At 43.4% G+C, this 22,429-nt stretch carries 22 protein-coding genes; 7 read left to right on the forward strand and 15 right to left on the reverse strand.

Features of this window, described 5'->3' with window-relative positions:
* Positions 1–104: 104 nt before the first annotated feature.
* Together pgmB and AC0VX7_RS23400 are read right to left on the reverse strand one after the other, a co-directional pair.
* Positions 105–773, reverse strand: coding sequence for a beta-phosphoglucomutase (pgmB, locus tag AC0VX7_RS23395; RefSeq protein WP_475426146.1), 669 nt, complete (start codon positions 771–773; stop codon positions 105–107).
* 279 nt (positions 774–1,052) lie between these two features.
* Positions 1,053–3,344 carry a glycoside hydrolase family 65 protein gene (locus AC0VX7_RS23400; RefSeq protein ID WP_475426147.1) on the reverse strand — a complete coding sequence of 764 codons (2,292 nt, stop codon included), beginning with the start codon at positions 3,342–3,344 and terminating at the stop codon, positions 1,053–1,055.
* A 231-nt stretch (positions 3,345–3,575) separates the two neighbouring features.
* Here AC0VX7_RS23400 and AC0VX7_RS23405 point away from each other — a divergent pair, with 231 nt between their 5' ends.
* A complete protein-coding gene (locus tag AC0VX7_RS23405) occupies positions 3,576–3,944 on the forward strand; it encodes a cytochrome-c oxidase (protein ID WP_475426148.1) in 369 nt (122 codons plus the stop codon).
* A 71-nt stretch (positions 3,945–4,015) separates the two neighbouring features.
* On the opposite strand, the gene AC0VX7_RS23410 is transcribed toward AC0VX7_RS23405, so the two are convergent.
* The 3 genes from AC0VX7_RS23410 to AC0VX7_RS23420 are packed head-to-tail and all read right to left on the reverse strand — an operon-like array spanning position 4,016 to position 7,525.
* The gene (locus AC0VX7_RS23410; RefSeq protein WP_475426149.1) at positions 4,016–6,124 is read right to left on the reverse strand and encodes a choice-of-anchor J domain-containing protein; all 2,109 of its coding nucleotides are present in this window, start codon (positions 6,122–6,124) and stop codon (positions 4,016–4,018) included.
* Between the two features lie 40 nt (positions 6,125–6,164).
* On the reverse strand, positions 6,165–6,320 hold the full coding sequence (locus AC0VX7_RS23415) for a hypothetical protein (RefSeq protein WP_475426150.1): 156 nt from the start codon (positions 6,318–6,320) through the stop codon (positions 6,165–6,167).
* The gene (locus AC0VX7_RS23420; protein ID WP_475426151.1) at positions 6,320–7,525 is read right to left on the reverse strand and encodes an MFS transporter; all 1,206 of its coding nucleotides are present in this window, start codon (positions 7,523–7,525) and stop codon (positions 6,320–6,322) included. The genes AC0VX7_RS23415 and AC0VX7_RS23420 overlap by 1 nt, the downstream gene beginning before the upstream one ends.
* 187 nt (positions 7,526–7,712) lie before the next feature.
* On the opposite strand from AC0VX7_RS23420, the gene AC0VX7_RS23425 reads away from it, so the two are divergent.
* Complete coding sequence (locus AC0VX7_RS23425) at positions 7,713–8,546, forward strand: hypothetical protein (protein ID WP_475426152.1); 834 nt, start codon at positions 7,713–7,715, stop codon at positions 8,544–8,546.
* Positions 8,547–8,580: 34 nt separating this feature from the next.
* Here the strand turns inward: AC0VX7_RS23425 and AC0VX7_RS23430 are convergent, their stop codons facing one another.
* The 3 genes from AC0VX7_RS23430 to AC0VX7_RS23440 all read right to left on the reverse strand — a co-directional run bounded on the left by AC0VX7_RS23430 (position 8,581) and on the right by AC0VX7_RS23440 (position 12,437).
* A complete protein-coding gene (locus AC0VX7_RS23430) occupies positions 8,581–10,812 on the reverse strand; it encodes a sensor histidine kinase (protein WP_475426153.1) in 2,232 nt (743 codons plus the stop codon).
* Positions 10,790–11,482 (reverse strand): response regulator transcription factor, encoded by a 693-nt coding sequence (locus AC0VX7_RS23435; protein ID WP_215032401.1) that lies wholly within the window; start codon positions 11,480–11,482, stop codon positions 10,790–10,792. Before AC0VX7_RS23435 ends, AC0VX7_RS23430 begins: the two co-directional genes overlap by 23 nt.
* 490 nt (positions 11,483–11,972) lie before the next feature.
* A complete protein-coding gene (locus AC0VX7_RS23440; RefSeq protein WP_475426154.1) occupies positions 11,973–12,437 on the reverse strand; it encodes an HAD family hydrolase in 465 nt (154 codons plus the stop codon).
* A gap of 60 nt (positions 12,438–12,497) precedes the next feature.
* Between AC0VX7_RS23440 and AC0VX7_RS23445 the strand changes: the two genes are divergently transcribed.
* Entirely contained in the window at positions 12,498–13,037 is a 540-nt protein-coding gene (locus AC0VX7_RS23445; protein ID WP_475426155.1) for a dihydrofolate reductase family protein, read from the forward strand.
* Between the two features lie 17 nt (positions 13,038–13,054).
* Here the strand turns inward: AC0VX7_RS23445 and AC0VX7_RS23450 are convergent, their stop codons facing one another.
* Both AC0VX7_RS23450 and AC0VX7_RS23455 read right to left on the reverse strand, forming a co-directional pair.
* A complete protein-coding gene (locus tag AC0VX7_RS23450) occupies positions 13,055–14,038 on the reverse strand; it encodes a DUF4179 domain-containing protein (protein WP_475426156.1) in 984 nt (327 codons plus the stop codon).
* On the reverse strand, positions 14,016–14,549 hold the full coding sequence (locus tag AC0VX7_RS23455) for a sigma-70 family RNA polymerase sigma factor (RefSeq protein WP_475426157.1): 534 nt from the start codon (positions 14,547–14,549) through the stop codon (positions 14,016–14,018). Before AC0VX7_RS23455 ends, AC0VX7_RS23450 begins: the two co-directional genes overlap by 23 nt.
* 160 nt (positions 14,550–14,709) lie before the next feature.
* Between AC0VX7_RS23455 and AC0VX7_RS23460 the strand changes: the two genes are divergently transcribed.
* Genes AC0VX7_RS23460 through AC0VX7_RS23470 form a run of 3 tightly spaced genes read left to right on the forward strand, consistent with a single transcriptional unit; the run spans position 14,710 to position 17,016 of the window.
* Positions 14,710–15,759 carry an alpha/beta hydrolase gene (locus AC0VX7_RS23460; protein ID WP_475426158.1) on the forward strand — a complete coding sequence of 350 codons (1,050 nt, stop codon included), beginning with the start codon at positions 14,710–14,712 and terminating at the stop codon, positions 15,757–15,759.
* A complete protein-coding gene (locus tag AC0VX7_RS23465; protein ID WP_475426159.1) occupies positions 15,756–16,628 on the forward strand; it encodes an alpha/beta fold hydrolase in 873 nt (290 codons plus the stop codon). Before AC0VX7_RS23460 ends, AC0VX7_RS23465 begins: the two co-directional genes overlap by 4 nt.
* Before the next feature lie 10 nt (positions 16,629–16,638).
* Positions 16,639–17,016: a VOC family protein gene (locus tag AC0VX7_RS23470; RefSeq protein ID WP_475426160.1), complete on the forward strand. Its 378-nt coding sequence runs from the start codon at positions 16,639–16,641 to the stop codon at positions 17,014–17,016.
* Between the two features lie 37 nt (positions 17,017–17,053).
* On the opposite strand, the gene AC0VX7_RS23475 is transcribed toward AC0VX7_RS23470, so the two are convergent.
* Positions 17,054–17,929, reverse strand: coding sequence for an SGNH/GDSL hydrolase family protein (locus AC0VX7_RS23475; RefSeq protein WP_475426161.1), 876 nt, complete (start codon positions 17,927–17,929; stop codon positions 17,054–17,056).
* 283 nt (positions 17,930–18,212) lie between these two features.
* Between AC0VX7_RS23475 and AC0VX7_RS23480 the strand changes: the two genes are divergently transcribed.
* Positions 18,213–19,457: a GGDEF domain-containing protein gene (locus AC0VX7_RS23480; protein ID WP_475426162.1), complete on the forward strand. Its 1,245-nt coding sequence runs from the start codon at positions 18,213–18,215 to the stop codon at positions 19,455–19,457.
* A gap of 496 nt (positions 19,458–19,953) precedes the next feature.
* On the opposite strand, the gene AC0VX7_RS23485 is transcribed toward AC0VX7_RS23480, so the two are convergent.
* The 4 genes from AC0VX7_RS23485 to ypfJ form a co-directional block, all read right to left on the reverse strand.
* On the reverse strand, positions 19,954–20,334 hold the full coding sequence (locus tag AC0VX7_RS23485) for a peroxiredoxin family protein (RefSeq protein ID WP_475426163.1): 381 nt from the start codon (positions 20,332–20,334) through the stop codon (positions 19,954–19,956).
* Between the two features lie 16 nt (positions 20,335–20,350).
* On the reverse strand, positions 20,351–20,698 hold the full coding sequence (locus AC0VX7_RS23490) for a DsrE/DsrF/DrsH-like family protein (protein ID WP_215032423.1): 348 nt from the start codon (positions 20,696–20,698) through the stop codon (positions 20,351–20,353).
* A 171-nt stretch (positions 20,699–20,869) separates the two neighbouring features.
* Entirely contained in the window at positions 20,870–21,367 is a 498-nt protein-coding gene (locus tag AC0VX7_RS23495) for a cupin domain-containing protein (protein ID WP_475426164.1), read from the reverse strand.
* 125 nt (positions 21,368–21,492) lie between these two features.
* A complete protein-coding gene (ypfJ, locus tag AC0VX7_RS23500; RefSeq protein WP_475426165.1) occupies positions 21,493–22,341 on the reverse strand; it encodes a KPN_02809 family neutral zinc metallopeptidase in 849 nt (282 codons plus the stop codon).
* Between the last annotated feature and the right edge of the window lie 88 nt (positions 22,342–22,429).

Consider the following 22,429-nt stretch of genomic DNA (forward strand, 5'->3'; position numbering starts at 1 on the left):
CTCTGCATAGAAGTAAGTAATCTCTCACTCAACCCAAATAATCTCCCATTTATCAAAAAAAAGTAAAAACCCAGCCGCACATTCACGACCGGGTTCGAAGCCTATTAAGCGTTGTATACTTCTAACATCTTTTCCAAAGAAAGCTCAGCCGTGCTCGCATAGACGATATCAGCATTCTCGAAGCTTTCCTTTGGCCCCACAGCAACAGCGAACATTCCCGCTGATTTAATCGCCTGTACGCCTGCAGCTGCATCCTCGACACCAATGCATGCTTCTGGCTCAACACCAAGCATTTCAGCTGCGCGAAGGAAAACTTCCGGATGCGGCTTGCCGTTCACAACGGTCTTTGCGTCAACGATGATATCGAACTCAGTTTTCATTCCAAGTGACTCCATCACGGTGAACGCATTCTTGCTTGCAGAAGCCATGCCCAGCTTGAGTCCCTTTGCTTTAATATCCGTAATCAGCTCTTTGATCGCCGGCAAAAGATCAGCTGGTGTGATGTTCTGGATAAGCGTAAGGTAATGATCATTTTTCTTGTCTGCCAATGCATCTTTTTCCTCAGCTGTGAAGTCCCCCGTACGGCCGCCCAACTCAAGGATTTTCTCAAGGGAATCCATCCGGGAAACACCCTTCAGCTCCTCGTTATCCTCGCGGGTAAAAGTAATCCCCAAATCCTCAGCCAGCGCCTGCCAAGCTAAAAAATGATACTCAGCTGTATCGGTAATGACGCCATCAAGATCAAAAATAAACGCTTTTAGTGGTCTTGTCATGGTCAATCTCCTTTCATGATGCGTTCTCATAACTTCACGAATCATATTGTTGTAGTGATATTAGACATTTTGACTTCCTTCATGCTTCAAAATGTCTATTAAACCCTGTTTCTTAGACATTTCAGGTCCATTCACACTTCAAAATGTCTATTAAATCCTGTTTCTTAGACATTTCAGGTCCAACCACACCTCAAAATGTCTATTAAACCGCTAAATGGTGCCGCGCGGCCGCATTATTGAGAGAGACCTTCAGGCTGCCCCAAAGATCTCTCAGTATCTTTATTTTAATTTTACAGTTAGCTCGCCTTCTGCTGGAATTGTGACTTCCTCGCCGTAAAGTTTCATTGCAAGTTCTGGCCCCTGCTGCGTGAGGACGACGTTTTCCTGGTTCACTTCTACCTTGATGTAGTGGTCGCGGTAGATGATGTTGAAGCTGTACTGGTTCCATGCTTTTGGGATGAATGGTGCGAATGATAATGTACCTTCAGCCGTACGCATGCCCGCGAAGCCCTGGACGATACCCAGCCATGCACCTGTCATGCTTGTGATGTGCAGCCCGTCTTCTGTGTCGTTATTGTAGTTATCAAGGTCAAGGCGTGCTGTGCGGTTGTACATTTCGTACGCCTTCTCTTCCATGCCAAGCTCTGCAGCAAGGACTGCGTGGATACTTGGGGACAGTGATGACTCATGAACTGTCATTGGCTCATAGAATTCAAAGTTGCGGCGCTTCTCTTCTTCTGTGAACTCGTGATTGAAGAAGTACAAGCCTTGAAGAACATCTGCCTGTTTAATGAAGCAGCTGCGCAGGATTTTATCCCATGACCAATTCTGGTTGATCGGTCGGTCTTCAGCTGAAAGCTCATCAACAGTCATCAGGTCTTTATCAAGGAATGTATCGTGCTGGACGAATACACCTTTTTCTTCATCGTACGGGAAGTACATTTTCTCAATGATGTCCTGCCATTTCGCAAGCTCATCATCTGAGAATTCAAGGCCTGCGAGGCGTGCATCATGGCCGTTTTTCTTCAAGGATTCGATCACTTCAAGTGTGTAATGAAGTGTCCAGACAGCAATACGATTTGTATACCAGTTGTTATTGACATTGTTTTCGTATTCGTTCGGTCCTGTTACGCCGTGCATCATGTAGACGTTCTTGGCCTTATTAAAATGGACGCGTTCTGCCCAGAAACGGGAGATGCCGGCAAGCACATCGATTCCATATTCATGAAGATAATCTTGATCTCCAGTATAGTTTACATAGTTATAAATCGCGTAAGCAATCGCGCCATTGCGGTGGATCTCTTCGAACGTGATTTCCCACTCATTGTGGCACTCGACTCCTGTAAAAGTAACCATTGGGTAAAGTGCACCGTTAAGTCCCTGCTGCTTCGCGTTGTGGTATGCGCCATCAAGCTGGTTGTGGCGGTAAATTAACAGGTTGCGCGCAACCTCTGACTCTGCAGTAGACAAGTATAATGGAATTGCATACGCTTCTGTATCCCAGTAAGTCGCACCGCCGTACTTTTCACCTGTAAAACCTTTTGGTCCAATGTTCAAACGGGAATCTTCCCCATAATAAGTAGAGAACAGCTGGAACAGGTTGAAACGAATTCCCTGCTGCGCCTCGTCATCGCCTGCGATTTCAACATCAGCGATTTCCCAGCGGCTTAGCCAGCCATTTCTGTGCTCTTCCAACAGCTGATCAAAGCCTTTTTCAACAGAACGGCCTAGGACTTCACGCCCTTTAGAAACAAGCTCGCCAGCTTCATAGTCACGGTCTGTTGTTACAGCAATGTACTTGTAAAGGGTTACAGTTTGTCCCTGCTTAGCCTTAACTTCAATCACATTTTCCACGTATTCTTCTTTTTCACTGACTTCAACTTTAGCTACATTTCCATCGACAACCGTTTGCATAGTTGTCGCAACCTGGAATGTTGGAGTACCGAATGGATTGTCTTTCGTTTTCATTACAAGACTGCCATTATGTTCTGAGGCATCCCTGCTAATTTCGTACCAGAAGTCTTCATCATAGTTTGAGTCTTCGTTGCGAACGTCTCCATCAAGATAAGGAACAAAGGTAACGTTTCCATTATAGTTCTTGGCAGTAACTGAATACTTGATCGCAGCCAGTTCTTTATCAGCAACCGACAGGAATCGGATTGCCTCCACTTCAGTTTCCTTGCCGTTCTGAACGACTGTAAAACGGCGTGTCAAGACACCGTGCTGCATATCAAGTTCACGGTAGTAATTCTTCACTTCTGCTTTGAAAAGGTCAAGTTCCTCTCCGTCAACAAATACTTTTATGCCGATAAAGTTCGTTGAGTTAATGACCTTGCCAAAATAGTGCGGATAGCCATTTTTCCACCATCCTACACGTGTTTTATCTGGAAACCAGACGCCTGCAATATATGAACCGCGATGGAAGTCTCCAGTATATGTTTCTTCAAAGTTTCCGCGCATGCCCATATGGCCATTTCCGAGGCTTGTGATGCTTTCTGCAAGGCGGAAATCTTCTCTATGCAAGTCCGTTTCGACGATCTTCCAGCTATCAATCCCAAATAATCTTTTCATAGCTTTTATCTCCTTTTAGAAGTTGTACAAACGTTTGCACTATTATATCATGAATTTCCGCAAAAATGACAAAACCAAAGGTGATATTTTTGTGTCATCCTGAACTTATTATTATTTTACTATTATAATCCGGTAAAAAACTTTTTCACCTATCTAGTTAGTACATATGTTATAAATTTTCAGAAAACTAATATAATCTAAAAGAACTAAATAAGGAAGGGTGAAACAGTTATGAGCATACGATTTTTCAAGGTTGCTGCGGTCTATTTTGTCATTGCTATTATTCTAGGAATTGTTATGGGGATCGCGCATGACTTCACACTGACCTCGGTGCATGCCCATTTAAATCTGCTTGGCTGGGTATCAATGGCCCTGTTCGGGACGATTTATTATCTTTTTCCTGCAGCAGGGAACAGCAAGCTCGCATCTAAGCATTTCTGGCTGCATAACATCGGGGTGCCCGTCATGCAGGGTGGGATCACATTATCCATGTTGGTAGGGGGAGTCATCTTCACCGTCTTTGCTATCCTTGGGTCACTGGTCATCGTTGTTGGAGGCATTCTGTTCATGGTGAATGTGTTTAGACATGTAAAAGCATAATATTGACCATGAAAGACAGCTGAATAACGGAGAAAAGCTGCGACCAAATGTTTTGGCCGCAGCTTCTTAGGTTATTTCTTTCCTTTTTTCTCTCTTAATTGAACTTCATAGCTGAAGTCTACCGGATTCTTATCATCTGCTGGTGCTGCATAGCTTGTGATCATGTAGTTCTTGCCATCCTTAAATAATTGTCTCAGTTGAAGAGCATCCTCTTCAGTTACATTGAAAGGATCGACCGTCACTACCTTGTAAACTGGCTTTTTGCCAGCAGCCTGTTTTTCATTGAGGAACGTTACTGTGTACTCTACGTACTTCCCTAAAATCTCGTTCATTGACGTGAACGCATCAGTAGATGAACCGTCCTGGCTGAAGCCGATTTCCGGGATTGAAACATTATCAATGAACCAGCCAGAGTCGTTATAGCCCCAGTCAGTCAGGTAACGGAAAGATACAAGTACCTTTTGTCCTGCATATGCGCTTATATCGAAGGTTTCATTTGTCCAACTTTCACTGTGACCAGTAAATCCTGGTACGTTTTCCTTAATTTTTGGATAGCCCTCTTCGACTACTTCGGATGTAGTATTTTCATTCGCAAGGCTTGTCCATGTCTGTCCGCCGTCCTTTGACACCTGGACAACACCAAAATCCCAATGTTCTTCGATATCAAGGTAATGGTCGAAGTTCAATGTAGCGTCAGCAACATTCGATAGATCTGCTTCAAAAATCAATGTATTGTCTGCTTCATCACCTTTGTTGCCCCAAAGAACTTGGTTCGTTCCATCTGTTGGATCGGCTACTGATTTCCATAATGTTGGCAGGAAGTCGACTCCATCAAAGGAAATGCCATCGATTCTATCTTCGAATTCAAGCTCCTTGAAGTCCCCGCCCCAAGCTGGAACGCCGTCTTTTTCAAATTGAAGGGCACCTTCATAATCAACTGTATAGCCACGCTTCGTGCCTTCGTTGTCTACTGCAAGGTCACGGAGCTCAATGCTGTCAAAGTTATAGACACCTTCTCCAGGCTGGTTGCTGTCCAGAGCGAGTGCTGTGATGAAATTCTGATATACCTGTGTGAAGTCTTCTGTATATCCATGCTTGGCAAGAGTTTGGTTAACTCCGTCAATTCCCACTACATCGCTTGTAGCAAGGTCACGGATAAACTCTTTTCCAAATTTGTCATTCATATAAAGTGTGAAAAGATATACCTGTCCGTAATCCGCAATCGTTTCTGGACCCGTTGTTGCTGAACGGTGGTCATCCCAGTTCACAAGTGAATTCTCCGGATGGTCAAGATAGAAGTTGATTGAACGATCATCATGTCCGTATCCGCCAAGATATTCAGAGAATGTAGACATTCCTTCATTGATCCATGTTTCTTCTGCTCCATCATTGTCAGCATGAATCAAGTGCTGCAATTCATGAATTGTTGTTCCAAAGAACGTGCTTTCCAAACGAGTTTCCCAGCTGTTTGTATCGATTGTGATGATATTGCGATCCATGTAGTTTTCTAAAGTCTGCCAGAAGAATCCAGCAACGAAGAATGGATAGTCAGGATTGTGAAAGTTATCATCTTGAACATTATCTACCAACATGACGACTTTATCGCTAGTTTCATAATAGCCTTCAGGCAGACCTACCATGCCCGGAAGAGGTGAATTTGACCCATCATGATGATCAGGTGTACCAAAGAACTCAGTTGCCTTTGGATAAATATTGCTATCGAATTCAGCACGAAGCTTGTCCACCTGTTCCTGGGTCACGACATGCGCAGGTCGTGGATCGCCTTCAGGGAAAGCAAGGTCATTCGCTACCCAGATCTCGACATTTTCTCCCACACTGCGAAGAGTGAATTGTTTAAACTTCAAGTTCCTGTCTAAGAACAATTTCGTTCCACCATCATAAGTAAACGTGCTGTCAGCAGAACCGCTTTCTGAACCCGCTGTTTCATCAAACTGGATGCCCTTCGCCTGTTCCTTGATAGATTGCTCCGCCTTCTTTAAGAAGTCTTCATCTTTTGAAAGCTGGTCAAGACGGCCATCAATGTCCACTCTATCCCCATATCTTTCAATATCCCATTTTGCTGTTGTAGCGGCATCAGCTTCAGGTACAGCTGCTACTGGTGCAACCAGTGAAAGAGCCAATGCTCCTGTTGTCAAGATCGATAGTATTTTCGATTTCATTTTCTTTCTCCCTTCGTCCTACGAAATAACTATAAAAATCTTAACATGCTAAATTTTCAGAAATAAGAGAATATATTACTATATTTAGAATTACTTTTTCTTCCACAAAAGCAAAAAGGGACTTAATAACTAAGTCCTTAGAACTAAATAAGCAAAAAAATCGTCCGCCAAATGTTGTTGGCGGACGATTTTTCATTACGCAAGCTCCTTCTGCTTCGTTTCCGTGCCCCAGAAGAATACTGCTGCAGCACCGATCAGAATGGCTATGCAGAAAATCGTGAAGATGGCAGTGATCGATAGATTTTGCGCTGATAAATACGGGACCATCAGTGGTCCGATTATCCCGCCGATGCGGCCAAAGGATGCAGCCATTCCTGCACCGGATCCGCGGATTGTTGTTGGATATTGTTCTGGTGTATAAGCGTATAACGCTCCCCAGGCACCCAGGTTGAAGAATGACAGCAGGACACCAGCTGTGATCAGCAAAGCAAGCGAGTCTGCCGTTCCAAAGAAATAGGCGCTCAGTGCTGTTCCTATTAAATAGACAACCAGCACAAACTTCCTGCCTGCTCGCTCAATCAGCCATGCTGCGGTGAAATATCCAGGAAGCTGGGCCAGGGTCATGATCAATACGTATTGGAAGCTCTTGATCAAGGTGAAGCCTTTCATGACCATTACGCTCGGCAGCCAGAGGAACATTCCATAATAGGAAAATACCACGCTGAACCATAAAATCCAGAGCATGGCCGTTTTCCTGAAGTGTTCCTTTGACCAGACCTCAGCGATGCTCTCTTTCATCGTCAGCCTTTCTTTTTTCGCGACAGCCAGGTACCTTGGTGAATCAGGAAGATTTATACGAAGATAAAGGGCATACAATGCTGGCAGGGCACTAAGGATCAACGCCATTTGCCAGCCGAATTTCGGGATGACGAAGTAGGAGATCAGTGCTGCGACAAGCCAGCCTGCAGCCCAGAAGCTTTCAAGCAGGACAACGACACGCCCCCGTTTCTCAGCAGGCACACTCTCTGCAACAAGAGTGGACGCTACAGGCAACTCTCCTCCAAGCCCCATTCCAATAAAAAACCTTAGCAATAAAAAGAATGACAAAGTAGTTGCCATTGCGGAAATTCCGCTTCCAACCGAAAATAGCAATAACGTTATGATGAAGACATTTTTCCGGCCAATCCGGTCAGCAAGCAAGCCAAACACAAATGCACCGACAGCCATTCCGATTGAGTTCACACTGCCAATCCAACCCATTTCCTTGCCTGTCAAACCCCAGTCAACCTGCAATGCGGCGATGATAAAGGACAAGATTCCCACATCCATCGCATCGAACATCCAGCCAAGACCCGCAATTCCGAGCAGCTTTTTTTCCGAAATCTCCTGTGTCTTTTTCATATAACCCTCCTAAACCATTGCAACGATACAAATAGTTTCCCTAAAATTGTTAGTTTTAACATGATAATTACGATGCTTCTTTATATTACCACGTGTCTTTACAGGAGTCATGATAAAAGTAGCCCGTAAATAATTTCAAAGAATATGCGGACATTATAACTACATCCCTGAAAAGGTGGAGTGTGTCATGAGAAAAAACAAACTCGTTAAAAAGAACTCCATTCCCTTTCTGCTGCTCGCAGTGGTTCATGTTCTGCTTTTTTTCATATTCGCAAAACGAAGCCGTCAAAAGAATATATGGATCCTCCTGCTCTCCAATATAGGAATGGCATATTTGTTTGAGTACCCGGTTCTTAACCTGTTCAAAGGGTATGCATATAAACCATATATCCTTAAAAAGCGGGCCCATGACCAAATTCTTGGAGCTATTTTTTCCCAGGCGTTATATGTCCCCATTACCGCAACCCTCCTGACACTGTACCAAAAGAATCGGTATTGGAAACTCGGCACCACGCTGATTTATTATGGAATTGAACGATATTTCCTGCGATTAAAAATTTATAAAGCGTATTGGTGGAAGCCTTACTATACGGTCTTTTTCATGAATATCTATTTTTATGTCAGCGACTGGTTTTACAAAGCGCTGAACGCGAAAAAAGAATGGGCCCTGGTAATCGCACACTACCTGTCAACAGAAGTGATAGGGGTTACCTTGCTGTATATATCTGCCGTTGGAAGGAAGGTCAGGTTTGGAAGAGGTGCCTACCACTCATGGCGGGAGCATTTCATCCTTGCACCGCTCTATAGTTTGATTCGGTCCATATTCCTGGTCATAAATTCTTCAAAACATGGACTACTGCCGAGACTGACGATGTTCACGGTTTCCATCTGCACGGATATGCTGCTGGAGCGGACCGGCCTGTTGAAACTGCGGTTGAACAAGCTCTGGAATATCATTTTTCATGCAGTCATGATTTTCACTTCAAGGTTTTTCTATATTAAAATACGCCAACAAAAGTAAAAACCCCCTCTGCAAAGCAAAGGGGGATTCTGATTTAATTCAGTTTTTCAAGGATGACAGTTACCTTGAACAGGTCACCGTCGACTTCAATATCAAGCGAGCCTTCATGCAGGTCAACGATTGATTTGGCGATTGCAAGGCCAAGCCCGGATCCTTCCGTGTGACGGGACTGGTCCCCGCGTTTGAAGCGTTCGAACAGTTCGTTCAGGTCCTCGCCCAATTCATATTTGGTGATGTTTTTAAAAGTGAGCACAACCTGGTTTTGCTCTTCTTTTACCGAAATATAGACCCTCGTATTCTCCAAAGCATATTTGAGAATATTGCCAATCAGGTTATCAAACACCCTCCACAACTTCTGTCCATCAACAAAGGCATACACTGGCTGTTCGGGCTGTGAAACCCTCAGCTGGAGTGATGACTGGCTTAATGCTTCATTATGCTCAGCGAGTGCCTGCTGCAGCAGCTGGTTGAGGTCGACCTTCTCCTTGTGCAGCTCGATGTTGCCGCTCGCCATTTTCGTCGCCTCGAACAAGTCATCAATCAACACCTTCAGGCGCTTGGATTTCCGGTCAAGAATTTCGATGTAGGAATCCCGGTCCTCCTGAGCGAGGTCAGGCGTTTTCAGAAGCTCCGTATAAGTGATGATCGATGTCAGCGGAGTTCTGAGATCGTGGCTTACATTTGTGATCAATTCTGTCTTAAGGCGTTCGCTTTTGGCCTGTTCTTTGTGTGAGACCGTTACAGTTTTCCTGAGTGTATTGATATTGGCGGCGTGTTTGGCAAAAGCCGACTTCCCTTTCACCGGGATGTCCGCACCTAGATTGCCTGCAGCCAGTTCTTCTGTATGCTTCATTACTTTATTCAAGTAGCCGGCTTTCCTCATGATGAAAATGAAAATTGGAAGACTTATCACCCCAAAAGCGAAAGCAGTGACAATTATATCTCCCCCACCCGCTACAAGGACGGCAACAAACAACATACCCATTCCAAACGCAATCCCAAGGATGACTAGGAGCTGAAATCCGATACTCTTGATTAAAAAAGCATTAAGGATTGCGCGATAGCTTTTTACTAAAAGGCTGTTATTCACATCTTCCTTCAGCTTTGGCCAATCATTCCGATAGTCTGACAGGAATTTAATTTGAATCCACCCGAATGCAAGCAATGAAGCTGCAACGACGAGACTGATGATCAGTTCGATCAGCGATGAGAAGATATCAGAATGATAATAGACAAATTGTTCACTGATCAACGTCATGGACAGCAAGAGGAAGGCTCCTGTTAATAAAAGCATCACCGCTCTTAGATCCAGCGGAATCCTTCCATAGAAAGGCTTCAAGTGGTCAAATGAGCCGAACACTGTTGCCGGTTTCCGTTTTGCAAGGAAATAGCTGATGATTAATGCAGCGATGCTGGAGATCAGATATCCAATAAAAAGCAGCTGCCGTTTCTGGTAGTCTTTATAATTACTGATCGCAAAGTGTTTATCAGGTGCTTGTTTCGATAATCCAATTTGGCCGGTAAAATCCTTGTTTTGTTTGCGAAGGATTTCCTCAGCCACATCATTATACGGCATGAAGTTCTCAATATTCCCTGTGTAGGCAATCATGTTTTGTAACGCCGTGTAATCCTGGACAAAATACATTTCCTTTTTATTCATAAAGTCTGAAATGGAATCATTATTTCCGAGGTTAAGATTCGTAAAGACTGCGTCAGTATACCTGTCTTTTATATAATATTTGTAGGCTTGCTCAAGGTTTAGGAATTCATGTCGGTATTCCTCCAGTTTGAGGAAAAATTCGTCGATGCTTTTTTCCTTTTCCTTGATCACTTTAGCCCGGACATGTTCGTCGCTATTGAAATTCTCCGTTATATCCGCAATTTTGGCGTCTCTTTCCTTTTTCAGCGCTTCTTCTACGGCTTTATTGCCAGAATCGACCGCCTCCTGGATTTGATGTTCATATTGCATGCCAATGCTGGACACTTGATCTCCAAGATTCCCGTAACGCATCCGGTGTTCCTCTATGTCTTCTTCGGATACAATAATCTCTTTTTTCATTTCTTCTTTTGTCATTTTATTCAGTTCATAGACATGAAGAAGAGTTACAAAATGGTTCATTTGGCTGGCATAATCTTCAGATTCAAAGTAATCGCCTTGCATGAATTGACTTCCATTTCCCAGAGCCGAAAATAAACCGCTAAGTCCGTAAGTTATGAGAAGCACCCATACGACAAACAAATACTTACTTTTCGATTTTATATCCAATCCCCCACACCACCTTTAAAAATCTTGGATTCTTCGGATCGATCTCTATTTTTTCGCGGATTTTACGGATATGTACCGCTACTGTGTTTTCGGCATTGTAGCTTGGTTCCTTCCATACCCGCTCATATATATCATTAATGGAGAATACTCTGCCGGCATTCGTCATCAGCAGCTCGATGATCTTGTACTCAATAGGTGTCAACTTGACTGGCTCACCATGGGCGGTGACTTCCTTTGAAGCCTGATCCAAAGTCAATCCGTTCAGGTCGATCACTTTCGCTTTCCCTTCATATGTACCGAGCGTGACATATCTCCTGAGCTGGGATTTTACCCGTGCAATCAATTCGAGCGGATTGAATGGCTTCGTTACATAATCATCTGCGCCTACCTGAAGTCCGAGAATTTTATCGGTATCCTCTGCTTTAGCGCTCAAAATGATAATCGGGATATTCTTGTCTTCACGAATTCGGAAGGTAGTCGTAATCCCGTCCTGTCGGGGCATCATCACATCGAGCAGGATCAAATGAACAGGCTGCTCATTCAGCTTCTCGATCGCCTCGATCCCATCCGCCGCCTTGATCACCTTGATCCCTTCATTTTTCAAATAGATCTCTATCGCATCACGAATCTCTTTTTCATCATCAACCACCAGCACATTGTATTGTTCCATTTTTTAAAAACCCCCTTCCCATACAGGCAAGCTTCGATATTGCTTATTCTAGACAGTGAACCTTAATATTCACCGAGTATAAATCTTAAGATTTTCTTAATAATGGTAAAAGTGGTGTGTGAATCTATTATATATTTTTATGCTACTTGATAGAAAAGGTATTTGGGGATGTTTTACTCATAACAATGGAGATTTCCTGCAATGGAAACCGGCTCATGCTCAGGAAGTTGAGCCGGTTGGAGGTAAAAACTAGTTTTCATTGGAAAGACAAGAAGTTTTATGGCTTTTATCATAACTGAATTTTTTTATTGGCGGTTTTCACAACTTTATTGGCGATTTTCAAATTTTATTGGCGAAAATATATATATATTGGCGATTTCACCCTACTTATTGGCGAAAATCAGATTTTATTGGCGAACTGGAAATTTCGGGTGTTTTTTTCCAGTTCCAGCCCCAGTTACTTGGGCAGCGTTTTTTTCAGTCCATACTGCTACTTACGCAGCGTTGCAATCAATCGGTTAGGATTCAGCAGCAAATCCAAACCATCATTGATATTTTCAATCATCAGATCACTTTTCAACAGTGTTGCCGTTGCACAGCCTTCTCTTCCGGTTAAAGCGATCGCAATGTCTGCCGCTTCAAACATAGCTTCATCATTCGCCCCGTTACCCATACAGATCGCTTCATCAAAGCTACTAACAAACTTCCCCTTTTCAGCAGTGTGATCATCAGAGCGAAGAATCTGCACCGATACAGGCAGCGCGCTGCATTGTCTGGCGACGGTTTCATTTGTATCTGCGGTAATGACATGAATGTCCACGTCTTTGCTTAGAAGCATGATTCTTTCAGCCACGCCAGGGATCAACTCACCTTTAAAAGCAATGGTTCCGTTAAAATCCAAAACTAGATGATTGATAATAAATTGCCGTCTGCCCGGGATGTTCAATGCAAGCATGAATATGCCTCCCATTTTTGATAGAATATCGTTATTATACACCTGCTTGGAGGATGTTAGATGGAAAAGAACAATGTGATCCTTTATATCGCGATGAGCCTGGATGGCTATATTGCCAGGCCGGATGGGGCCGTTGACTGGCTCGATGATGTGGAAGGCGATGGCGATAATGGTTACAGTGAATTCTACAGCAAGGTTGGGGCAGTAATAATGGGTCGTAAAACGTACGAAGAGGTTTTAAGACTGACGGATGAATTTCCGTATGCCGGCAAGCCATGTTATGTCTTATCGCGACAGCCTCAGGAAAGCAACTCTCATGTCACGTTTACAGATGAGGAGCTAGAACCCCTGGTTTCGCGTCTAAAGGAACAGTCCGTTGGGTATGTCTGGCTTGTAGGCGGCGGCCAGCTTGTGAAGCAGTTCCTTGAGAAAAAGCTGATTGACGAAATGGAGCTTTATATCATCCCGAAATTGATTGGTGAAGGAATCCCGCTGTTCCCAGAAGGCACACTGCCTGCGAATTTCGAATTAACTGGTACAGAAAGCTATGGACAAATTGCAGCACTAAGATACAAATACAAAACGAATGGCGCTGGATGACTTCCAGCGCCTCATTTTTAAAGGTCTATTTTAACAGAGTCAAGCTTTTCTCCCGAATCAATTGATGGTAGGACTTCGATAAAATCAGAATCAGGTACCATCGGGATTGTGATCCGCCTTTTCTCCGTCACCGTTCCATTCTCGATTTTCTTTTCTAGTTTTCCATCAGAAGTACCGCCAATAATTTGCTTACCCTTATCATCAAAAAGGTCGAGCATCACTCTTTGGCCAGCTTCAGGATAACTCAGTGTATATTCAACGGCTGTCGAAGATTTCCCGGTAATCAGCTTTTCGAATGTGATTTTAAAATCACCAAGCTCCCTTGCCTGCCCTAGCGCTACTGTTTCAAACGGCAGCTGGCTGATCGGCACGTCAAAATTCCATTTCCCCTGTTCGTCTTTCCAGTTGTCATTGATTTCACCGATTCCAATAATGTTGAATGGCAAAGTTGTTTCTGCTGGCAATTCTGCTCTTGGATAGCCTAACTGGATATGTCCTTTGTAGCCGCCCTCAATAGGGAGCAGCTTTACCAGTTCCATCGTTTCTTCGATATTCGGATCTCGGTCGAAAATTTCATAGAATGCATAAATCTCTTCCTTATCACCCTTCACATCACCTTTTACATCAAAGGTGACACCAATCATCGCTCCATCATAATATGCATCCGTAACCGTCACATCTACCCCGTCAAAAGATGCCTTTTCATTCAACTCAGTGATGAGCTGCTGTGAGGCCAGATTTCCTGCAACCTTGTCATGTTCATAAAGCTTCGCCAGGAAAGGAATGTCCGCCATCACCTTCCCCACCGATGGCACCATGAAGCCTGATGCAACGAACAGGACTGCAGCAGCGGCAACTGACGCCCCAATTACTTTGAATCGCGGTTTTTGCTTAGCCTTTATCTTATTCCCTTTGCTGACCCCAGTCTTAATTGCTTTTAAGACATCATCTTCTGGAACCTCGATGTGATTCACCGATTCATGAAACATTTTCTTTTCCATCGTGCTCGCCTCCCAATCTAGTTTTCAATTCCTTCCTGCCGCGCTGCAGATAGGTTTTGACCGTGTTTTCAGGTGCATCCATCGTTCTGGCAATCTCGCTGATTGGCAGGTCATAATAGTAAAACAGGATAATCGCAGTCCGGTGCTGAGCTTTCAATAGAGTAATCGCCTCCATCAAATCGAGATTCTCTGCCACCTTAAGGTCACTGTTTGAAGGCAGGTCAACGAGCTTCTCAATTGGCATTTCTTTTTTTCTTTTTTTCAAAACATCGTACGCACAATGGATTAATATCCTCGTCAGCCATGTTATAAAATACTGCTCATTCTTCAGCTGCCCTATTGCCAGGAAGGCTTTACAGGAGGTTTCCTGGACGATATCAAGGGCATCCTCCCTGTTTCCTGCATATAAATAAGCGGTCCTATATAATCGTTCACTATGTAAAACCAATAGCTCTTCAAACGCCTTTGCATTTCCCTTGATTGCTTTCTTCACAAGCTTTGCTTCCTTCATTTCCTGACCTCCTTTCACTCTTTAGAGCTCAATCAGGCAAAAAAAGTTTCAACTTTTTCGAGATATTTTCCTAGGACTAACGTAATATGTAATTAATGGAATTTTTCCTATATATAAACAGATTCATTTACATTTCTAGTATATCGAACGAGGTGATGTAATGGGCTTTTTCTCTCCTAAGCCTGATTTTCTTATTCCAGAGGACGGAATTGACCGAATTGATACGATTACACTCGGCGGTATCCAGCAGAGTATCCTTATCCAGTCCCACTCACCAAAGAACCCAGTGCTGCTGTTTTTGCACGGCGGCCCTTCCATGCCCCTGCCTGGTGTCTCTTCTAGAGGAAGAAACTACACTGTCGCTACCAACACGAAAGAGCTGGTCAAGCACTTTACCGTTGTCTTTTGGGATCAGCGCGGCACCGGCAAATCCTATCATAAAAATATTCCACAACATACGATGACATTTGAGCAATTGGTATCAGATGCAGCTGAACTGACTGACTTTTTAAGAGAAACGTTTCATCAGGAAAAAATCTTTCTGGCCGCTCACTCATTCGGTACCTTGATCGGCATGTACCTGCTGAAAAAACATCCTGGAAAATTCCATTCCTATGTAGGGGTGTCCCAGATCATCAGCTGGAGTGAAAATGACCGTGAAGGGCTTGAATGGGCAAAAAAAGAGGCAAAACGGCGCGGTGACTTCAAAGCATTGAATGAATTGGAAGCTGTTGGCGATCCACCTTTTACAGAGGGCTATAAACAATGGGGAATCCTGCGCAAATGGCAGATGAAATACAGTACGATGGTCTATAACGATAGCCAAATCAAGCATCCAGGGCTTATGAAGGTGTCACTCGGTATGCTTAGCTCCAGTGATTATCGAGTAGCAGATGTATTCCACTCGTTTTACAGCGGGTTCAAGCTAATCTACACAGACGAATTCATCCGAAATATACCAATGATTGATGTGCAAAAAGATGTGCCATCTGTGGATGTTCCTGTCACCTTCATCCATGGACGGAAGGATGTCCATGTTCATGCCCACTTTGCAGAAGACTATCTTAGCACCCTGAAAACGAACTATGAGAAAAATTTCATTTGGATGAATAAATCGGCACATCTCTTTCACCCTGATGATACGGCATTGATCGAACAACAGCTTATCAATGAATTAAGCCATATTAAAGCAGAGGTTATCAATCTATGAAAACCATTTATAAAAGCCTGGAAGGAAAAGAGCAGATTCTTAACCAATATGAAGAGTATCTTACCCAGTTCGATTCACTTATTGGCAGGGATTATGTCAAGACGAGATTTGGCAGTACACATGTCCTGGTATTGGGGAAGGAAGACGGGAAGCCTCTATTTATTTTCCAGGGTGGCAATTGCATCAATCCCGTCACTCTTTCCTGGTTCAAAGGCTTGCTGGAGGAGTATAAGGTCTATGCGCCTGACACCATCGGGCATCCGGGATACAGTGACGAAACGAGAATATCTGCCTCAGACAGCAGCTTTGCTCAATGGACAGCCGACTTGATGGACCATTACAAGGTTGAAAAATGCGCATTCATCGGCCCTTCCTACGGTGGAGGCATCATCCTCAGGATTGCCGCATTTATGCCAGAAAGGATTCAGTGCGCTGTCCTTGTCGCTCCAGCGGGGATCAGCCTTGGTTCAAAGATTAAAATGATCAAGGAAATCCTTGTCCCGATGATTTTTTATAAAGTTAACGGATCTGCCAGAAGCCTGCGCAAAATCGCCGATGTCATGTCCTCCAACAGTATGAAGGAGCTGGATGAAAGCATCATCGGCAATATTTTTAAACACACAACCCTAGAACAGGAAATGCCCAAACTAACGACTGCGGAAGAATTGAGAGATTACAGTGCTCCCACCCTTGTCATAACGGGAACAGAGGATGTATTTTTCCCAGGAAACAAAATTTCCCAAAAAGCGGAAGGACTTTTAGGTGACTGGCTAGAATTGAAACAGTATCAGATGGGACATTTTCCGTCCACAGCACAACTTGAAACAATCGATACAGATATCAAGGAGTTTTTGAAAAACCATTATTAGGAGGCAAGTAATGCACTCAAATCCAGTACAAAAAGTCGGCCAGATTGGAATACCTGTAAAAGATATCGAAAGGGCCACTGTCTTTTATCAAGAAAAATTAGGTCTGCCGTTATTGTTCAATACGGATACAATGGCGTTTTTCGGCTGTGAAGGCGTCCGTCTTCTGTTAACCCTTCCGGAAAACGAGCAATTTGCCCATCCTAGTTCAGTCATCTATTTACAGGTTGAAGATATCAAGGCAAAGTATGAAGAGCTGCTTTCAGGTGGCGTGAATTTCATTGGGGAGCCGCATGTTGTCGCTAAAATCGGCGATACCGAAACATGGATGGTATTTTTCAAGGATACAGAGGACAACACTCATGCATTCATGAGCGAGATTTCAGCATAAAAGCCAAAAGGATACTGCCAACGACGCAGTATCCTTTTTATTGGATTGCTTTCAATTCATTCTTTTTCAGGAATAGTTCGATTTGATGCGCCGCCATCATCCCCGCCGTACTGTTCAAATGCATTCCGTCAGTCAGCAGCAAATATCCATTCCGGGCAGATATCCTGTCGAGGCTGTATCCGTAAACGAAATGCTCGATGATCGCTTTTTCATAAAGCTTCGTTCCGGTCTTCAGCGACCGTCCCCTCGTATGTCCTTTTCCCTTTAGATATGCCTTTAATTTTTCGTTAAAAGGAAGGTAAGAAACATTGGTCATTTCCGCCGTTTTTTTGATGACCTCGTTGTACTGGTCAATTTCTTTATTAGCTTTCGAAAATAAGTTCTCACCAACGACCGGTAGTGATAGCAACCCGATTTTCGCAGATGTTTCTGATTTTAGCCTTGAGACGATTAACGCAAGATTTTTTTCATACACCAATAATGACGGTTTTTCCAATTGCTGAGCCAGCTTAATGTTCTTCTTTGCAAGGTCTGGGGCTATTTTAGCCGCGGCATCATTCAACCCGACTAAAATCACTATGAATTCAGGCTGGCAAGCGATCACATCATCCAACCGCTGCAGAACATCATAAGCGGTACTTCCATTCACTCCGGCATTAATGAATTGATAATCGTTACAGTTTTTCCTCCTGGCTGCGTCATCAACAAAATTGTAGCTGATGTTGCCATGAACCACATCACCGCCGATTACAGCCACAAGCTTCTTGCCTTCCTGGCGAAGCCCTTTTTCCAGAAAAGCCTTCGGATTATTGTGAGGCAATTGTTTAATGCGGCTTTTCCGCTGATAATACAACGATAAACTGACAGCAGCTATCAATAATAGGACTAATATCCCACCATAAATAAGATCCATATATAACCCCTCTCTTTGTGATTTTCAGTGATTTATTAATTAAAAATTCTGAATATATATTATAAAACTATTCGACAATATGCGTAAAATTCCCTGTCAAACAGATATTTACCTAAACAAAAATTATTTCTCCTGCCGATAATTCCATTATAGCCTTTTATGTTATGCAACAGACAAAATAAATGGTTCAAAAATTTTCACAAATCAAAAAATTACTTTGCAACTAGATTTATATTTAGGATAAAATTATGTGGTAGAGTTTGGGAAAGGGGATTTTCTGCCTATGCTGAAAGCTAGGTTATATGATTTCACGTTATTCTTTACTGCTGTTGCCGTGGCTTTTGGATTAGGTACCTTCACTATAGATAAAAACAATTTTTTTATAGCACTTTTTATCTACTGGTTATTTTCAACCCTTTATAATCACTTAAGAATTACAGCGAAAAATGGAACGCTGAAATTTGATTATGGGATTAGTTATAGTTTATCCTTCGCCATTTTTGCAGGTCCGATCGGTTTGTTCATTTTTGAAGCAATCTATCGTTTCACAGTCTATTTTTCCAGAAAAAGTTCGAAAACGGCCGATGAAAGTGAGTTTTCCGATACATTTTACAATATAGGCGCTCATGTCCTGATCTACTCGATTGGTTATTACCTATTCCAACTCGGATATCCTTTAATAGAGAATATCCCCTTCGGATTCTTTATCTTGATGTGCATCCTTGCTGTAACGACCACGTTGATTTCCTATACCTTCTTGACCACTGCCTTTTACATTATGGGAGAAATCAAGAGCCTGGAGCAGGCAATTAAGTTTTTCAAAGAAAGCAATAACTGGCTGGATCTTGGTAAAACAGCATTCACGAATGGCTTACTGCTGCTTTTACTAGAGGAACAGCGATGGGAAATGGTCGTTGGATTATTCATTCTGAACTATCTCGTCAGCCGTTCCTTCCAATCAAAATCGCAAAGCATCCAGAACAAAATCGAGCGGGACAAGTTCGAGCAAATGGCCTATACGGACTTCCTGACCGGGATCCCGAACCGCGCATACATGGATAAAAAAATGTTTGAGCTGAACCATACTGGTGAAAAAATCGGCATCGTTGTAGCCGACATCGATAAATTCAAGCTTATAAATGATTCCTACAATCATGCCGTAGGCGACCGGGTGATCCAGCATTTTGCCCATACACTCAAAAGCTACTTGTCAGAAGACGATCATGTTTTCCGGAGCGGCGGGGAAGAATTCACATTGATCCTCAGGAATAGATCCTTCAGCCAGAACATTGATCTTGTGGAAAAGATTCGCCATGGGGTTGAGGTAAGTTCAGTGGAGGTTGATTATCAATCCGAGAAGCATGCTGTTTCAATCACCTCTTCATTTGGGTTGTATTATTTTAAAGTCAACCAGTACACTTCGATGGAAAAAGGGTATATCTTTGCTGACCAACTCTTGCTGCAATCGAAGGAGCTTGGCAAAAACAAAGTTACCTTTAAGGACGAGCTTTCCCGACAAACAGGATGAGAACAATAACAAAAGACAGAGAAGTCATTCTCTGTCTTTTGTTCTGTGCACTAGCAGGGTTATGCTATTTAGACAGGTTTCTGCTTTGCGAGGCAAACCTGTCACAATAACGGGCTTTTCTTGACAGCTTTTCTGCTTTGAACCTCAAACCTGTCATAATTACGAGCTTTTCTTGACAGCTTTTTTGTTTTGAGCCCCAAACCTGTCATAATTACGAGCTTTTCTTGACAGCTTTTCTCCTTTTAAACCCAAACCTGTCATAATAACGAGAGTTTCTTGACAGCTTTTCTGTTTTGAGCCCCAAACCTGTCATAATTACTAGCTTTTCTTGACAGCTTTTCTGCTTTGAACCTCAAACCTGTCATAATTACGAGAGTTTCTTGACAGCTTTTCGTCTTTTGGCACCAAACCTGTCTGAAGTTCCTGTATCTTGTGACAGCTTTACTTCTTCGACCCTCAAACCTGTCTGAATCCAAACCCTCAGCTATACTCGCTCCTAAAAATGCATAAATAAATCCGCGGATGCTGCTTCGTTTAGTATCCATTTGATTGGGACCTGTTCTGCGGGATGGATGAAATCGAAACGATCGTTTACATCCAGATCTACGACATAGAGCTGGGCTCCCATTTCTACGGCGATTCCTAGAAGGTCATGGACGGAAGATACACCAAAGTCGTTCAATGCATTTGATAAGTATTCAAGGTCCTCTGACGGGACGGATACATATCGCTTATCCAGAATATTGACTCCCCTGCGGGAAAACGCCAGGATTACGTCTGCACCAGATGATGCAGCCCCAACGGCCACATTCAAAGGTGGGTATGCAGATTCCAGTTGATCGTGAAGTGCCATAACCACTACTTTTTTCTTTTCCATAAGCTCCTCACCTCCATTAATAGCTTAGTACTGCATCTGCCTGGTAGGCGGTCTCTAAAAAGGTTGCAACCCCTGATAACTCTGCACCTTCAACAAGCTCCAGTCCATCGGCAATCAATACATTCATCTGGCAGCCGAAAAATTTTATGCCTTTATCTAAAGCCTGCTGCATCAATTTTTGCAAATCAATATTGTGTGTTCTCTCCATAATTTTCAAATATCGTTTATCCAGGACTCGCGCTCCGTCCAAATCAAAGAAAATAGCAACCTCGTTCTCTTCCTCAGCGTTTTTCAGGGCTTTTTTTAAAACATAAGGGACATTGGAGCTCAATGAAACGAAGTAAACAAATTTCTTATTAGCCATGTGGCTTCCCTTCCTTCATTCCGTTTATCTTCTACACTTAATTATGTTGTCCAAAGGATTACCTACCATGAATCTTACTTTCATTATATACCCATATAGGTATATAACCAAACAAAAAAAACACGCAGCAATCTGATTGTACCTACAGGCTGCTGCGTGCCATATTATCTATTATTTTACCCACTTATGAAGAAGTGGACCTGTCTCACCATATACCGGATCTGTTTCCGGAATAGGGACATTTTTGATTTGAGATAATGCTTGAGCCCTGACACCAGGATCTTCTTCATTCAAGTCTGGATTTCGTCCATTAGAGTAAGCACCTACAACCTCGAAATCCTGGCTGCTGTCAATTTTCTTGTGGCCGGTTCCCGCCGGTAGGACGACAACATCCCCTGCTTTAAGCTCCAGACGTTCTCCAGCATCGCCACCGATTTGCACGGTTGCACTGCCTGATTTAACGCCAAGGACTTCATGGGTATTTGTATGGTAATGATGATAATCGTAAATATCTCCAGTCCATGTGCCTGTCCAATTATGCTGCTGGAATTGGTCTTCCATGCTTAAGTTGTCATCAAAAACACCTTGGTAGACTATGATCGGTAGTGTCGGATTATTTGGTATATCACCTGTGTCGTTTGCGAAAAAGGATCGTATTTGTGTTCCCATTGTGAATTGCTCCTTTCCTATATCAGAATTTGTTACTCCTTTGAGAAGCAACACTCTATAAGTTGGTGCCACCCACAAATGTTAACTTGATGGCATGGACCAAAAAGGTCTATGCTTATCTGTACCTAAAATCCTCTTGTGTTAAACGTATCGCCTTGTTCAAGATTCCCAGCTTTATAGCCTTTTTGGAACCAGCTTTTCCTTTGTTCTGAAGTACCGTGGGTGAAGCTTTCCGGAACAACATAGCCTTGCGATCGCTTCTGGATGGTGTCATCCCCAACCGCACTAGCCGCATTCATCGCTTCCTCTAGGTCGCCTTCTTCCACGACGCCCATTCCCTGGGCATGGTGAGCCCATACACCTGCCAAATAATCGGCCTGCAGTTCGAAGCGGACTTGATATTTATTGAATTCTGTCTGGTCCAAACGAGCCCGGAGTGAATTCAGTTTATCGGTTGTTCCCAGTAAAGTCTGGACATGGTGACCAACTTCATGGGCGACAACATAAGCCATCGCAAAATCACCAGGTGCCTTGAACTTTGTTTGAAGCTCATCGTAGAAACTGAGATCGATATAGAGTTTTTGGTCACCAGGACAATAAAACGGGCCTACCTGCGAGCCTGCCATTCCACACGCAGACTGGACGCTTCCTGAGTATAAAACAAGGGTAGGCTCTTGATATTCCATCCCTTCTTCCGCGAATACCTTGGACCACACTTCTTCCGTGTCAGCAAGGACTACTGAAACAAATTGGGCAAGTTCCTCTTCCTCAGCACTCTGCTGATAAGGAGCAGGCGACTGGTTTCCGCCATTTGTCATATCATTGACGACGTCCCCCATATCGCCTCCGCCAAGGAATGTCATGATCACTAATAGGATGATGCCGCCAAGACCGCCGCCCATGAGCATGCCTCCGCCACCCATCCCTCTTCTATCTTCCACATTGCTGCTCGCTCTTCTGCCTTTCCACTGCATGATGTTGGCTCCTTCCTGCTATATACTAAACACTGATAAAAAATTTAATGGATGTCCTTAGTGTTATACCCGCATATAAGCGATATAT

The organism is Mesobacillus sp. QJM3NY_10, assembly GCF_056173465.1.

What these genes read in the sequence shown, in the direction of transcription:
- AC0VX7_RS23425 (WP_475426152.1), top strand. Translation starts at nt 7,713, where the DNA reads ATGAGAAAAAACAAACTCGTTAAAAAGAACTCCATTCCCTTTCTGCTG.
- AC0VX7_RS23470 (WP_475426160.1), top strand. Translation starts at nt 16,639, where the DNA reads ATGCACTCAAATCCAGTACAAAAAGTCGGCCAGATTGGAATACCTGTA.
- AC0VX7_RS23400 (WP_475426147.1), bottom strand. Translation starts at nt 3,344, where the DNA reads ATGAAAAGATTATTTGGGATTGATAGCTGGAAGATCGTCGAAACGGAC.
- AC0VX7_RS23410 (WP_475426149.1), bottom strand. Translation starts at nt 6,124, where the DNA reads ATGAAATCGAAAATACTATCGATCTTGACAACAGGAGCATTGGCTCTT.
- AC0VX7_RS23435 (WP_215032401.1), bottom strand. Translation starts at nt 11,482, where the DNA reads ATGGAACAATACAATGTGCTGGTGGTTGATGATGAAAAAGAGATTCGT.
- AC0VX7_RS23495 (WP_475426164.1), bottom strand. Translation starts at nt 21,367, where the DNA reads ATGGGAACACAAATACGATCCTTTTTCGCAAACGACACAGGTGATATA.
- AC0VX7_RS23480 (WP_475426162.1), top strand. Translation starts at nt 18,213, where the DNA reads ATGCTGAAAGCTAGGTTATATGATTTCACGTTATTCTTTACTGCTGTT.
- AC0VX7_RS23445 (WP_475426155.1), top strand. Translation starts at nt 12,498, where the DNA reads ATGGAAAAGAACAATGTGATCCTTTATATCGCGATGAGCCTGGATGGC.
- AC0VX7_RS23440 (WP_475426154.1), bottom strand. Translation starts at nt 12,437, where the DNA reads ATGCTTGCATTGAACATCCCGGGCAGACGGCAATTTATTATCAATCAT.
- AC0VX7_RS23460 (WP_475426158.1), top strand. Translation starts at nt 14,710, where the DNA reads ATGGGCTTTTTCTCTCCTAAGCCTGATTTTCTTATTCCAGAGGACGGA.
- AC0VX7_RS23485 (WP_475426163.1), bottom strand. Translation starts at nt 20,334, where the DNA reads ATGGAAAAGAAAAAAGTAGTGGTTATGGCACTTCACGATCAACTGGAA.
- AC0VX7_RS23490 (WP_215032423.1), bottom strand. Translation starts at nt 20,698, where the DNA reads ATGGCTAATAAGAAATTTGTTTACTTCGTTTCATTGAGCTCCAATGTC.
- AC0VX7_RS23455 (WP_475426157.1), bottom strand. Translation starts at nt 14,549, where the DNA reads ATGAAGGAAGCAAAGCTTGTGAAGAAAGCAATCAAGGGAAATGCAAAG.
- AC0VX7_RS23475 (WP_475426161.1), bottom strand. Translation starts at nt 17,929, where the DNA reads ATGGATCTTATTTATGGTGGGATATTAGTCCTATTATTGATAGCTGCT.
- pgmB (WP_475426146.1), bottom strand. Translation starts at nt 773, where the DNA reads ATGACAAGACCACTAAAAGCGTTTATTTTTGATCTTGATGGCGTCATT.
- ypfJ (WP_475426165.1), bottom strand. Translation starts at nt 22,341, where the DNA reads ATGCAGTGGAAAGGCAGAAGAGCGAGCAGCAATGTGGAAGATAGAAGA.
- AC0VX7_RS23450 (WP_475426156.1), bottom strand. Translation starts at nt 14,038, where the DNA reads ATGGAAAAGAAAATGTTTCATGAATCGGTGAATCACATCGAGGTTCCA.
- AC0VX7_RS23420 (WP_475426151.1), bottom strand. Translation starts at nt 7,525, where the DNA reads ATGAAAAAGACACAGGAGATTTCGGAAAAAAAGCTGCTCGGAATTGCG.
- AC0VX7_RS23405 (WP_475426148.1), top strand. Translation starts at nt 3,576, where the DNA reads ATGAGCATACGATTTTTCAAGGTTGCTGCGGTCTATTTTGTCATTGCT.
- AC0VX7_RS23415 (WP_475426150.1), bottom strand. Translation starts at nt 6,320, where the DNA reads ATGAAAAATCGTCCGCCAACAACATTTGGCGGACGATTTTTTTGCTTA.
- AC0VX7_RS23465 (WP_475426159.1), top strand. Translation starts at nt 15,756, where the DNA reads ATGAAAACCATTTATAAAAGCCTGGAAGGAAAAGAGCAGATTCTTAAC.